Annotated in this window: 13 protein-coding genes and 1 pseudogene; 8 read left to right on the top strand and 6 right to left on the bottom strand. The window is 70.5% G+C overall.

The window, feature by feature from the left end:
- Positions 1-31 precede the first annotated feature (31 nt).
- Complete coding sequence (locus ABIA38_RS22985) at positions 32-508, top strand: macro domain-containing protein (protein WP_424640655.1); 477 nt, start codon at positions 32-34, stop codon at positions 506-508.
- A gap of 36 nt (positions 509-544) precedes the next feature.
- Positions 545-1,452 (top strand): annotated as a pseudogene (locus ABIA38_RS22980) (benzoate/H(+) symporter BenE family transporter).
- On the opposite strand, the gene ABIA38_RS22975 reads toward ABIA38_RS22980, so the two are convergent.
- From ABIA38_RS22975 to ABIA38_RS22965, 3 genes are all read right to left on the bottom strand, one after another.
- Positions 1,427-2,008, bottom strand: a complete 582-nt coding sequence (locus ABIA38_RS22975; protein WP_424640654.1) for a TetR/AcrR family transcriptional regulator — start codon at positions 2,006-2,008, stop codon at positions 1,427-1,429. The pseudogene ABIA38_RS22980 and the gene ABIA38_RS22975 sit on opposite strands and share 26 nt — an antisense overlap.
- A 68-nt stretch (positions 2,009-2,076) precedes the next feature.
- Positions 2,077-2,661 (bottom strand): DUF1003 domain-containing protein, encoded by a 585-nt coding sequence (locus ABIA38_RS22970; protein WP_424640653.1) that lies wholly within the window; start codon positions 2,659-2,661, stop codon positions 2,077-2,079.
- Entirely contained in the window at positions 2,648-3,925 is a 1,278-nt protein-coding gene (locus tag ABIA38_RS22965; protein ID WP_424640652.1) for a magnesium transporter MgtE N-terminal domain-containing protein, read from the bottom strand. Before ABIA38_RS22965 ends, ABIA38_RS22970 begins: the two co-directional genes overlap by 14 nt.
- Positions 3,926-4,081: 156 nt before the next feature.
- Here ABIA38_RS22965 and ABIA38_RS22960 point away from each other — a divergent pair, with 156 nt between their 5' ends.
- The gene (locus tag ABIA38_RS22960) at positions 4,082-4,879 is read left to right on the top strand and encodes a hypothetical protein (RefSeq protein WP_424640651.1); all 798 of its coding nucleotides are present in this window, start codon (positions 4,082-4,084) and stop codon (positions 4,877-4,879) included.
- A 109-nt stretch (positions 4,880-4,988) separates the two neighbouring features.
- Positions 4,989-5,912 (top strand): hypothetical protein, encoded by a 924-nt coding sequence (locus ABIA38_RS22955; RefSeq protein WP_424640650.1) that lies wholly within the window; start codon positions 4,989-4,991, stop codon positions 5,910-5,912.
- A 79-nt stretch (positions 5,913-5,991) separates the two neighbouring features.
- Here ABIA38_RS22955 and ABIA38_RS22950 read toward each other — a convergent pair whose 3' ends face one another.
- Positions 5,992-6,540: a hypothetical protein gene (locus ABIA38_RS22950; protein ID WP_424640649.1), complete on the bottom strand. Its 549-nt coding sequence runs from the start codon at positions 6,538-6,540 to the stop codon at positions 5,992-5,994.
- A 115-nt stretch (positions 6,541-6,655) separates the two neighbouring features.
- Between ABIA38_RS22950 and ABIA38_RS22945 the strand changes: the two genes are divergently transcribed.
- Positions 6,656-7,624: an HpcH/HpaI aldolase/citrate lyase family protein gene (locus ABIA38_RS22945; protein WP_424640648.1), complete on the top strand. Its 969-nt coding sequence runs from the start codon at positions 6,656-6,658 to the stop codon at positions 7,622-7,624.
- 120 nt (positions 7,625-7,744) lie between these two features.
- On the opposite strand, the gene ABIA38_RS22940 is transcribed toward ABIA38_RS22945, so the two are convergent.
- Positions 7,745-8,647, bottom strand: a complete 903-nt coding sequence (locus ABIA38_RS22940; RefSeq protein ID WP_424640647.1) for an RNA polymerase sigma factor SigF — start codon at positions 8,645-8,647, stop codon at positions 7,745-7,747.
- Between the two features lie 182 nt (positions 8,648-8,829).
- Between ABIA38_RS22940 and ABIA38_RS22935 the strand changes: the two genes are divergently transcribed.
- The 3 genes from ABIA38_RS22935 (at position 8,830) to gltX (ending at position 11,247) form a co-directional block, all read left to right on the top strand.
- Positions 8,830-9,171, top strand: a complete 342-nt coding sequence (locus tag ABIA38_RS22935) for an STAS domain-containing protein (protein WP_424640646.1) — start codon at positions 8,830-8,832, stop codon at positions 9,169-9,171.
- Positions 9,172-9,317: 146 nt separating this feature from the next.
- A complete protein-coding gene (locus ABIA38_RS22930) occupies positions 9,318-9,725 on the top strand; it encodes an ATP-binding protein (RefSeq protein ID WP_424640645.1) in 408 nt (135 codons plus the stop codon).
- A gap of 151 nt (positions 9,726-9,876) precedes the next feature.
- Positions 9,877-11,247 (top strand): glutamate--tRNA ligase, encoded by a 1,371-nt coding sequence (gltX, locus tag ABIA38_RS22925; RefSeq protein WP_424640644.1) that lies wholly within the window; start codon positions 9,877-9,879, stop codon positions 11,245-11,247.
- 83 nt (positions 11,248-11,330) lie between these two features.
- Here gltX and ABIA38_RS22920 read toward each other — a convergent pair whose 3' ends face one another.
- The gene (locus tag ABIA38_RS22920; RefSeq protein WP_424640643.1) at positions 11,331-12,647 is read right to left on the bottom strand and encodes a hypothetical protein; all 1,317 of its coding nucleotides are present in this window, start codon (positions 12,645-12,647) and stop codon (positions 11,331-11,333) included.
- Positions 12,648-12,843: the final 196 nt, after the last annotated feature.

Here is a 12,843-nt window from a genome sequence, read left to right as displayed (position 1 = left end):
GGCGTGGGCGCGCGCGGTTAGCGTGCCCCGCATGGAGACCGTGACGTACGTCCGGGGTGACGCCACCACGCCGCTCGGCAAGGGCGTCAAGGTGATCGCGCACGTGTGCAATGACCGGGGCGGGTGGGGCAGGGGCTTCGTACTCGCACTGTCCAAACGGTGGCCCGAGCCGGAGGCCGACTATCGGAAGTGGCATCGCGAGCGGGCGCACAACGACTTCGGGCTCGGCGCGCTGCGGCTGGTCCGGGTGGACACCTACCTGTGGGTGGCCAACCTGATCGGCCAACACGGCACGCGCACCGGCAGCAAGGGGCCGCCGGTGCGCTACGCGGCGATCGACCGGGCGCTGACCGGGCTGGGCGAACGGGCTCTGGAACTCGGCGCCTCGGTCCACATGCCGCGCATCGGCTGTGGCCTGGCCGGGGGCACCTGGGCCGGAGTGGAGCCGCTCATCCTCGAACGGTTGAGCGGGCGCGGTGTCCCGGTCACCGTCTACGACCACGATTGAGCCGACCGATCAGCCGAGACGGGGCGCCCGGTGAGCATGCGGACCACGACGGACACCGGGACGACCATCCCCGAGCGCAGACCCGGCCTGATCCGGGACGCGTCGTTCTCGGCCGTGCTCGCGGGGCTGATCGCGGTGCTGGTCTCCTATTCCGGGCCGCTGGTGATCGTGCTGTCGGCGGCGTCCGCGGGCGGGTTGACCCAGGCGCGGACCGGTTCGTGGGTGTGGGCCCTGTCCATCGGCAGCGGGCTGACCTGCCTGGGCTTGAGCCTGTACACCCGGATGCCGATCGTCACCGCGTGGTCCACCCCGGGCGCCGCGCTCCTGGTGACCAGCCTGGGTTCGTACCCGTATCCCGAGGCGATCGGCGCGTTCCTGGTCACCGGCGTGCTGATCACCGTGATCGGGGTGACCGGCGTGTTCGGCCGGCTGATGCGGCGGGTGCCCGGGATGGGGGTGTTGGCCGCGTCCGGCTACGCGCCGAACGATCGGGTGCTGATCGGCTCGACCGGGTGGTGTCCACGCTGCTCGCGCCGTTCGGCTCGCACGCGATCAACCTGGCCGCGATCACCGCGGCGATCCGTACCGGCCCCGAGGCGCACCACGACCCTCGCCGGCGCTATGTCGCGGGGGTCTCGTGCGGAGTCTTCCACCTGATCGTCGGCATGTTCGGCTCGACCCTGGTGGCGCTGTTCGCGGGGCTGCCGAAGGAACTGGTCGCCGCGGTCGCGGGGGTGGCCCTGTTCGGCGCCCTGGCGGGCGGGCTGACCGGCGCGATGGCCGACGACGCGCACCGTGAGGCGGCGCTGATCACCTTCCCGGCCACCGCGTCGGGGGTGACGATCGGCGGGATCGGGTCCGCGTTCCGGGGGTTGATCGCGGGCGTCCCGGCCCACGTGGTGTTGTCCTCGGGTCGGTTCAGCCGACCGGCTTCGCGGCCATGAGGGTACGCATGCCCTCGGCGAGATCGCGGCCGGTGGGGGCATTGTCCGGATCGAACATCCACTGGCTGACCACGCCCATGAGCAGCGCCTGACACAGCGCGCCCACCGTGCGGGTCAGGTGCTCGTTGCCCTCCTCGGGCACACCCAGGAAGATCGACACGAGCCCGGACCGGCCCTCGTCCTGGGCCTCGGCGAGCACACGTCTGATCTCCGGCAACTGATCCAGGTTGGCGATGATCTCGAAGTTGGCCGCCCACATCATCCGATGCGATTCCATCAGGTCGATCACGCGCGTCCAGATCGCCTCGAAGCGGTCCAGCGGCGCGGATTCGGCACTGCCCGCGGCGAACAGCGCGGCGCTCAGCTCCTCGCCCCACCCCTCGATCGACTCCAGGAGCGCCTGCTGCATCAGCGCGTCCTTGGACCCGTAGTGGTAGCCGATCGAACCGAGGTTGGTGCCCGACGCGGCCACGATGTCGCGCGCGGTGGTGCGCATGTAGCCCTTGTCGTACAGACAACGTTTGGCGCCGGCCAGCAAGTCTTCGCGGTGTCCCATGCAGCGATGCTAACTCGCGGATAGACGAATGTCTTGGACGAGTGACTAATACAACCGTATAGAAATGCTCAGTCCTGCTCGGGGTCCGTCGACTGCTGCGGGCGGCCCAGGTGCGCGTCGGTGACGTCGCGGCCCATCAGCCAACCGTCGGTCTCCCGGCGCTCGTCCAACTCCTTGAGGATGGACTGGAGTTCCGAGCGCAGGAAGTCGCGGGTGGCCACCTCGCCCAGCGCGATCCGCAGCGCCGCGACCTCGCGGGTCAGATACTCGGTGTCCGCGATGCTGCGCTCGTTGCGGGACCGGTCCTGCTCCAGATTGACCCGGTCCCGGTCGTCCTGCCGGTTCTGCGCGAGCAGGATCAGCGGCGCGGCGTAGGACGCCTGGAGGGACAACACCAGGGTCAGGAAGATGAACGGATACTCGTCGAAGCGCACGTCGGCCGGCAGCACCGTGTTCCAGCCGATCCACACCACCACCGTGGCGGTCATGTAGACCAGGAACCGGCCGGTGCCCAGGAACCGGGCGATCCGCTCGGAGAACCGGCCGAACGCCTCCGGATCGTAGGCGGGCAGCAGCGGGCGCAGCCCCGGGGTGCGCGGTTGGTCCAACCGCGGCCGGCGGCGCTTGTCGGTACTCGTGCTATCCCGTGCCACGGTGCGCACCCCCGTCTCCGTGTATGGCGCCCTCGCGCCAGTCCTCGGGCAGCAGATGGTCGAGCACGTCGTCCACGGTGACCGCGCCGAGCAGATGATCGTCCTCGTCCACCACCGGCGCGGCGACCATGTTGTAGGCGGCCAGGAAGCTGGTCACCTCGGCCAGCGGGGTGTCCGGGCGCAGTGGCATCAGGTCGGTGTCCAACACCGCGCCGACCAGGGTGAACGGCGGATCGCGCAACAACCGCTGGAAGTGCACGGTGCCCAGGTACTTCCCGGTCGGCGTCTCGGTCGGCGGCCGGCAGACGTAGACCTGGCTGGCCAGAGCCGGCGACAGGTCGGAGTTGCGCACGTGGGCGAGCGCCTCGGCGATGGTGGCGCCGGGGTCGAGCACGATCGGCTCGGTGGTCATCATGCCGCCGGCGGTGTCCTCGACGTAGGTCAGCAGCCGGCGTACGTCCTCCGCCTCCTCGGGCTCCATCAGGCCGAGCAGGCGTTCCGCGGTGTCCTCGGGCAGTTCGGAGATCAGGTCGGCGGCGTCGTCCGGGTCCATCGCCTCCAGTACGTCGGCCGCGCGTTCCTCCTGGAGCTGGCCGAGGATCTCCACCTGGTCGTCCTCGGGCAACTCCTCCAGGACGTCCGCGAGTCGGTCGTCGTCCAGTGCGGCGGCCACCTCGGCGCGCCGCTTGGCCGAGAGGTTGTGCAGTACGTTCGCCAGGTCGGCGGGGCGCAACTGCTCGAAGGTGGCGAGCAGGTTCGCCGCGCCCTGCTGGTCCTCGGGGCGCTCGAAGCCGATCACCGCGTTCCAGTCCACGGTGATCGTCTCGCCGCGCCGCCGGCGCAGACCGGAGCCGGCGCCCTTTTGCACGAAGAGTTTGGCGATCAGCCAGTCGCGACCGCGCCCGAGCGCCATCGCCACGTCCAGGACGGTGACCGCCTCGTCGGTCTCGGCCAGGCTCACCCGGCGGTCCAACATCTCGGCGAGCACGAGCGTCTCGCTCGGTCGTTGTTCGAAGCGGCGCATGTTGACCAGCCCGGTGGTGATCACCTCGCCGGTCTCCACGCTGGTCACCCGGGTCATCGGGACGAAGATCCGCCGCCGGGTGGCCACCTCGACGACCAGGCCGAGCACGCGCGGCGGCAACTGGGCGGTGCGCAGCATCACCACCACGTCGCGCAGTCGGCCGACATGGTCGCCGTTGGGGTCGAACACGGCCACGCCCGCGAGGTGCGAGATGAACACCCGCCCGGATGACGCACCCATGTCGTGCTCCCTCCGTTGCCGATGTGTACGCCGATGTGTATGTCGCCGTCCGCGCCGTCGCGCGTGGTCGCCTCGCGTGGGCACCAGGCGGTCAGGCTACCGGTGCGGGCGGGCGCGATCACGACACCCGCCGCTCGGCTCAGTACAGTGCCGCCCGTGCGCTTGCCTCAGACGAAGACCACGATCGCCCTCCTGGCCGGCTGTGTCCTGGCCGGCACGGCGTGTTCGAAGGCGGAGGGCGGGCTCGGCGCGGAGCCCGCGGACGCCATCACCGGCAAGGCCAAGGCGGCGGCGGCCGGGGCCACCGCCGTACACGTGCAGGGCGTGTGGAAGATCGAGAACCGGCAGTTCCGGATCGACCTGCGGCTCAAGCGCGACGGCGGGGTGGGCACCGTGGTCACCTCGGACAGCACCGTCGAACTGCTGCGGATCGGCCAGGACCTGTTCGTGCGCGGCGACGCCCGGTTGTACCAGGGCCGGGACGGCCGCGGCGGTGCCGACGTCGAGCAGTCGGCGCAGGCGCTGCGCGACAAGTTCGTCAAGGTGCCGCCCTCCGATCCCAGTTACGCGCGACTGTCCGGCTTCACCCGGATGCAGGACATGATCACCGATCTGATCCGGCTCAACGGCAAGCTCAAGAAGAACGGTCGGGAAAAGGTACGCGGCGCCGAGACGCTCAAGGTGGCCGCCGACCGGGGCCGCGGTGGCGAACTGCGGGTGGCGTTGAGCGGGACCCCGTTCCCGCTGAAGTACATCCCCTCGCCCAGCGGCGGATCGCTCGAACTGTTCGAGTACAACCAGGACTTCCCGCTGGTGTTGCCCAAGGCGGAGGAGGTGGTGGACTACGGGACGCTGACCGACGGCAAGGATCCGGCGGGCAAGCCGCCCACCGGCAAGCCGGGGGACAAGACCACGGAGAAGCCGGGGGACTTGATACCGGGCGGCACCGACTGACGCGGCGGCTTTTGCCTCCGGGATACCGTTCCGGTAGGACGCCGACGTGGGCGGGCGGCGAATGGGCTCAGTGAACCAACGAGACATCGAACGACGAGGGAACCCAACGGTGGATCACGTGCGGCGCGGCTTCGTGGTGGCGACGGCGGTATCGGTCACGGTGCTGGCCGCCGGGTGCAGTGCGGGCCGGCCCGCACACCGCTCGTGGCAGGCGACGGCGGACGAGCCGACGGCGGGTGCGCCGCTCGGCAATCAGGTGGACTCGCTGGATCCGGCGGCGATCCTGCAGCGCGCCCAGGCCGCGACGGCGGGCGCCAAGTCGGTACACGTCAAGGGCGAGGTGCTGGTCCCGGGCGGCGCGGGCAAGCCGGCCAAGCCGTTCACCGTGGACATGCGGTTCACCGCCATCGGCAGCGCGGGCCAGATCGTCGAGGACGGTACGACGGCCGATGTCACCCGGGTGCAGAACCAGGTCTGGTTCCGCGGGGACGCGAAGTTCTGGTCCAACGTCGGCACGGGCGCGGATGTGGCCGGCCACGACAAGTACGTACAGGTGCCCTCCGGGGACAAGAGGTACGGCGGCATCGTGGAGAACACCTACGTCGAGCGGCTGACCAACAAGCTGATGGGCAAGCCGGGCAAGCTGGACAAGGGCCCGACCAGGCAGGTCAACGGCCACCGGGCGATCGCCCTGGAGAACCGGACGCCGGGCACGGGGGGCACCATCTGGGTGGCCACCGAGGGCCCGCCCTACCTGCTGCGGATGGAGGCGGCGGCGGACGCGAAGCAGCCCGGCGCGTTCGACTTCCTGGGCTACGGCGAGCGGGTCGACCTGCACGCGCCGGAGCCCAAGGACGTGGTGGACAAGGACCTGAGCCCCCGGCCGACGAACGGCAACAACGGCTCGTCGCAGTCCAAGCCGCCGACGAACGGCACACCGAGCACCGGTGGCACCCGGCGTTCGGACATCGGCCGGCCGAGCAAGCCGCCGGTGCCGGGCGGGCTCAGGAACGATTCGGTGCTGTTCCCCTGAGCCGCCGCTCTCCCGAGCCGCCGCGACGTCCGCTGTGCCCGGGTTGCTCGGCCGGGTCCGCTGCTCGGCCGGGGCCTGCTCAACCGCGGCGGCGCAGGCGGCCGATCGACAGGTTGAACGGGGACGCCCCGCGCGTGCCGGCGGGCGAGCCGATCGGCACGGCGCGCCCGGCGTCGGCCGGCCCGGGGCGGGCCGCGCCGGTCGGGGTGAGCCGGACCAGGTCGCACTCGCGGGCCCACCGGGCGGGCTGTTCCTCGCCGTCGGGCGCGTTCAACCGGGTGGCGTGCAGGGCCAGGACGGCCGCCTCGTAGGCCGGCTCGGTGGGCGCGACCACGGCGACCTGGGCGGTCCAGCCGGGCAGCCGGCCGCCCTTGTCCTTGCTGCGCACGTCGACCAGCACGCGGGAGGCGGCGGTCAGGCCCGGGACGAACTGCTCGACCGTGCCCGCCTCGCGGGCGGTCACCAGCCACGAGGAATCGTCGAGCCAGGTGTGCCAGACCGGGCGCGCGGGCGCGGCCCCCACGGTGAGCCACAACAACCCCGACTTGCGCGCGCCCTCCTCGACCAGCGCGCGCTCCTCGGGCGTCATCGTCGCGGCGGCGGGCGGCGGGCCGGCGGTGTCCGTCATGCGCCACAGCGTCCCACAACGCGCGGGTGCCGAACGTGCGCCACCTCATAGTCCGCGGCGGGTGACCCGTCGGTAACCTGACCGCACGATCCGCAGCACTGGGAGGACCAGAGACATGGCCGCCACATCGCGTAGCTTGCGTTCCCGCCGTTCCTGTATGGCCGTACCCGGCAGCAACCCGCGCTTCATCGAGAAGGCGCAGGGACTCCCGGTCGACCAGGTGTTCCTCGATCTGGAGGACGCCTGCGCCCCGCTCGCGAAGGAGGGCGCACGGCACACCATCGTCGACGCGCTGAACAACGGAGACTGGGGGAACCGGATCCGGGTCGTGCGGGTCAACGACTGGACCACCCACTGGACCTACCGCGACGTGGTCACCGTCGTGGAGGGCGCGGGGGCCAACCTCGACGCGATCATGCTGCCGAAGGTCCAGGACGCGGCCCAGATCAAGGCACTGGACCTGCTGCTCACCCAGATCGAGAAGACCGTCGGCCTGGAGGTCGGCCGGATCGGCATCGAGGCGCAGATCGAGAACGCCCGCGGCCTGGTGAACGTGGACGAGATCGCCGCCGCGTCGCCGCGCGTGGAGACGATCATCTTCGGGCCGGCCGACTTCATGGCGTCGATCAACATGAAGTCGCTCGTGGTCGGCGAGCAGCCGCCGGGCTACGACACCGGCGACGCGTACCACTACATCCTGATGCGGATCCTGATGGCCGCGCGGGCCAACGACCTCCAGGCGATCGACGGGCCCTACCTCCAGATCAAGGAGGTGGACGGGTTCCGCCGGGTGGCCGGCCGCTCGGCCGCGCTGGGCTTCGACGGCAAGTGGGTGCTGCACCCGGGCCAGATCGACGCCGCGAACGAGCTGTACTCGCCCACCCAGGGCGACTACGACCACGCCGAGATGATCCTCGACGCCTACGACTGGTGCACCTCGGCCGCCGGCGGTATGAAGGGCGCCGCGATGCTCGGCGACGAGATGATCGACGAGGCGTCGCGCAAGATGGCGCTGGTGATCTCGGCCAAGGGTCGGGCGGCCGGCCTGCGGCGGACGCGCAAGTTCGAGCCGCCGACGGGCTGATCCGGGGGCGGTGGCAGGACGCGGGGCGGGATCCGATCGGTGCTCGGGTCCCGCCCCGCGGTGCGCTACGGCCGGGCGCGGAGCGGGGGTTGCCCTCGGCGCTCGCGGGCGGCTCGGTGCTCAGTGCTCGGTGAGCAACCCGGCCCGCAGTGTGCCCAGCGTGCGCGACAGCAGCCGGGAGACGTGCATCTGGGAGATGCCCAGTTGTTCGCCGATCTCGGATTGGGTCCGGTCGCCGAAGAAGCGCAACATCAGGATGTGCTTCTCGCGCGGCGGGAGCGCGGCGATCAGCGGCTTGAGCGATTCCCGGTTCTCCACGAGGTCGATCGCGTCGTCGGTGGAGCCGAGCCGGTCCAGCGGGATCGCCGCGTCGCCTTCGCCGCCGACACCGCCGGGGGCGTCCAGGGAGGACGCGCTGTAGCCGTTCGAGGCGATCATGCCCTCGACGATCTCCTCGCGGGAGACCTCCAGATGCGCGGCGAGTTCGGCGACCGTGGGCGCCCGGTCCAGTTGTTGTCCCAACTCGTCGGCGGCCCTGGCCAGTCGCAGCCGCAGCTCCTGCAGGCGGCGCGGTACCCGGACCGACCACGTGGTGTCCCGGAAGAAGCGTTTGATCTCGCCGAGGATGGTCGGCATCGCGAAAGTCGGGAACTCCACCTCACGTTCGATGTCGAACCGATCGATGGCCTTGATCAGCCCGATCGTGCCGACCTGGACGACGTCTTCCAGCGGTTCGCTGCGGGAGCGAAAGCGGCGGGCGGCGAACCTGACCAGGGGCAGGTTGAGTTCGATCAGGGTGTTGCGCACGTATTGGTATTCGGGCGTGCCTTCGTCGAGTCGGTGCAACCGGTGAAACAGCGTCTTGGAGAGCGCGCGAGCGTCGGCGGCGCCCATGCCGTCGAGCTCCGTCGGGTCGAATTCGTGGGTGAGTCCGTACAGATCCAGCTCCGTTGCCCCGGTCTCCATCGCCGACGGCCGCTGCGGCCCCCGGACCTGCGTCTCGGTTTCGAGCTGTACTGCCATGCCTCCCCCTCGTTCCGCGTTTCGGGATCTCCTCCGTGCGCCTAACCCGGATGGGGGAGGACAAACACGATCCACTCGAAAACTTCTCGTCGTCGGTCGACCGCACGGCGGTGCGGCGGTCGTCTATCGTGTGCCCGGGCCGGAGTACTCGGTGGGTAACGAGCAGGCAGCAGGAGGCTGGCATGCAGGGCGGCTTGACGGTGTCCGTGCGCACCAACGGCACCTCTGCGATCGTTACGGTCGCCGGTGAGATCGACGTGGACAGTGCCACCGCGGTGCGCGACCGGCTGTTCGAGTGTGTCGACCGGGGCAGCGTCCGCCTGGTGATCGACTGCTCGGCACTGGACTTCTGTGATTCGACCGGGCTGAACGCGTTCCTGGCCGCCCGGCTGCGCGCGCAGGCCGCGGGCGGAGCGGTCCACCTCGTGGGCGTTCAACCCGCCGTTGCGCGGGTATTCGAGATCACCGGTGCGGTACAGGGGTTCACTTTCCACGAGACCCTGGCAGAGGCGGTCGGAGAGTAGCCCGTGACTTCTGGTGTCCTCCAGCGGGATGCGGGCAACTATCACCGCGTAGCGGCGTGAGCGAGGTGAGCCAGTAGATGTGCGCCATGCGATCGCAGGCGTCCGGCGACGGGGGGGCCTGCTTTTCCACCCCACCGCTTCGCCAGGTGCGGAGATTGCCGTTCGAGGGCGCGGCGGGGGCGGTGGCGCGGTCGAGGACCTTCATCCGCAACACGCTGCACGCGTACGGATGGACGGGCTCCCAGGACCAACAGGTGCTGCTGACGTCCGACGACGTGCTGCTCGTCGCGGTCGAGCTGGTCACCAACGCCTGCCTGCACGCGGGTGGTCCGGTGGAACTGCGGGTCGTGCGCACGCGCGAACTGCTCCGGATCGAGGTCGACGACCGCAGCGAGGTGTCCCCGCAGGCCCGGGCGCCGCACTCCGGAACGCGACCGGGCGGACACGGGCTGCACATCATCCGGCGACTGACGCTGGACTGGGGCGTGGTCGTGCACCAGGGCGCCGGCAAGACGGTGTGGGTGGACATGCCCGTTCCCGAGGTGATGCGCTGAGGGCTGGTCGGGCCGGTGCGGGTGATGCGCCGAGCACGTGCGGTGCCGCGCCGAGCCGGATATCGGAGCGAACCCGGTCGGCGCGGCGGATACCCTGGAGCACATGTCTGCCTCTTCGGTTCGTGTTCGTTTCGCTCCCTCTCCCACCGGCATGTTCCACGTCGGTGGCGCCCGTTCCGCGCTGTACAACTGGGCCGTGGCGCACAAGGCCGGCGGCACGTTCGTGCTGCGGGTCGAGGACACCGACGAGGCGCGCAACCGGCCGGAGTGGACCGAGGGCATCATCAGCGCGCTCGCCGCGATCGGGATCAACGCGTCCGACCCGGCCTTCGAGGGCCCCTACTTCCAGTCGCAGAACGCGACGCTGCACCGCGAGTCGGCGGTGAAACTGTTCGAGGCGGGCCGCGCGTACTACTGCGACTGTACGCGTGAGGACCTGGAGGCCCGGACCGGCTCCAAGCACCTGGGCTACGACGGCTTCTGCCGCGACCGCGGGCTGGCGGCGGGCGACGGGCGCGCGCTCCGCTTTCGCACCCCGGACGAGGGCGTCACGGTGGTGGCCGATCTGGTGCGCGGCGACACCGAGTTCCCGAACGCCTCCCTGGAGGACTTCGTGGTGGCCCGGGGCAACGGCTCGGCGGTGTTCCTCCTGGCGAACGTGGTCGACGACGTCGACCAGCGGATCACCATCGTGATCCGCGGCGAGGAGCACCTGTCCAACGCGGCCAAGCAGCAGCTGCTGTGGGAGGCGCTGGGCGCGACCCCGCCGCAGTGGGCGCACCTGCCGGTGATCGTGAACGAGAAGCGGCAGAAGTTGTCCAAGCGCCGGGACAAGGTGGCGCTCGAGTCCTACCTGGACGAGGGCTACCTGCCCGAGGCGCTGGTGAACTACCTGTTCCTGCTCGGGTGGGGCCCCAAGGACGACATCGAGATCCGGCCGTACGCGGAGCTGGAGCAGCTCTTCGACCTGCGGGACGTGAACAAGTCGTCGGCCTTCTTCGACGTCAAGAAGTTGTCCTCGTTCAACGCCGACTACATTCGCGCGCTGGACGCCGACGCCTTCGTCCGGGCCTGCGAGCCGTGGGTGCTGGGGCCGAAGGCGCCGTGGGCGAAGGAGGCGTACGACCCGGCCGTGTTCGCCGAGGTGGCGCCGCTCGTGCAGACCCGGATCACGGTGCTCGACGAGGTGCCGATGTACGTGGACTTCCTGTTCCTGGAGCAGCCCGCCGAGGACGAGGCGGCCTGGGCCAAGGCGATGAAGCCGGGCGCCGCCGAGGTGCTGGCCAGTGCGCGCGAGGAGCTCGCGGGCGCCGAGTGGAACGTCGACGCGCTCAAGGCCGCGGTCGAGGCCGCGGGCGCCGCGCACGGCCTGAAGTTGTCCAAGTCCCAGGCCCCGGTCCGGGTCGCGGTCACGGGCCGCACGGTGGGCCTGCCCCTGTTCGAGTCGCTGCAGGTACTGGGCCGCGAGCGAGTGCTGACGAGGATCGACGCGGCCCTCGGCCGGTTGACGGCGACGGAGTAGCCGCGCGAGAACCCACCGGGCCCGCCCACCGATTGCTCGGTGGGCGGGCTTGGTGTTTTTGTGGGGCTGTTTTCGGGGTCGGGTCAGCTGATCGAGAGGGTCAAGGTGGCGTTGTACGAGCCGGGCTTTTGGTACGCGGGTACGGCCAGGCTGATCGCGGCGCCGGCCGTGAAGGTGCCGCCGGTGTGCGGCGCGGGCGGCGCGGAGGCCAGGGTCGAGCCACCCGCGATTCGACCTGGGATGCCCGCGGCGGCAGTGCTCGGGGAGGCCGGGTCGGCCTGGATCGACGGTTTCCAGGTGAAGTGGTCGGCGGGAATCCGGCCGCCCTCGGGCGAGGTGAAGTCGGAGATGTCCGCGGTCAACGTCCAGCCGAGCGAACCGCCGCGCACGTCGGTGACCGTGACCGGGTTCAGCGCGCCGGTCATCGCCTGCGCGGTGCCGTCGAGGGTGATGTCGGAAAGCCTTATCGCGCTTGCCTGTTGACGGAGGGTCAGGCTGCCGGGGGCAATCGAGCCGGTGATCCGGGTCGAGTCGGTCGGCGTCACTTCGACGGTCCGGGCGGCGCTGTACCTGCCCACCCAGACGCGCAGGTACAACTTCGAGTCCCAGCCGGCCGACGGCAGCGGCATGGATGGACGCGTGGCGATCGTCGCGGATCCCGACAGGTGCCCGCCTTGGGCACTGCCGGCGGCGGATCCCACCCATTCCGGGACGCACGTGTCGGTCGGATTCACGCACAGTTCCACTCGCGCGCTGCCGTCCGGCCAACCCTCGCCGGTGAACTCGACGCGAGTGCCGGGGCCGATTCGGGCCGGGGACACGTCCAGGGCCGGTCCGGGGCCGATCTCCAGGGTGCGTGAGACGGCCGGCGGGGTGGTGGGGGAGCAACTGATCAGCCCGAGCGGGGAGTACCACGCGTCGGATATCCCGTACGCATCCGGCGTGAAAGTGATCGGGCCCCTGTCCGGAAGGACGAACGTGCCGGTGAGGTCGTCGAGTTCGATGCGCTCGCCCGGTGCCTCGGGTTGCCGGCGAGGTTGGCCGCGCAGGGTGAGAGTGGTGGACTCGGCACCGCCGACCCGGACCTGGGCGACGGCGCTGAGCGATTCGTGGCCGGGCGGGACCGGGATCGACGATCGGGTCTGCCAGTGCCAGTTCACGGTGATTCGTTCGCCCGCGCTGTAGACCGGCTTCGCCGGCGAGACGGTCAGGTCGACGCCGACGTCGTCGGTGGCCCACGGCACCGAGGTCGGACCGTTGAGGACGCATTTCTCCGGGAACGTCACCGGGGCGGCCTCGGCGGGGGTGGCGGCCAGGGCGATCAACCCGGTGGTCGCGACGACCATCGCCGTCGCGTGGCTCGCCAGGATGCGACGAGCGGATTGCCTTGGTTGGCGCACGGATCTCCTTGCCGGGGTACGGAGTTGGCAGCGGCCGAAGGGCGAGGGGAGTCGGGTGAGCGACCCGACGAGGTGGTCACCATCGCGATCTTTGGCAGGATCAATGATCACTTACGGCGCCGCCGAACGCACCCGGATTCGAGCGCGGATTCATGGCCGGATCAAGGTGGTTGACGGTGTATCGGGCCGGATTTCC

Source organism: Embleya sp. AB8 (assembly GCF_049739465.1).
Classification (GTDB): Bacteria; Actinomycetota; Actinomycetes; order Streptomycetales; family Streptomycetaceae; genus Embleya.
Note: the sequence above shows the minus strand (reverse complement) of the source record. Positions and strands in the feature narration are given on the sequence as shown.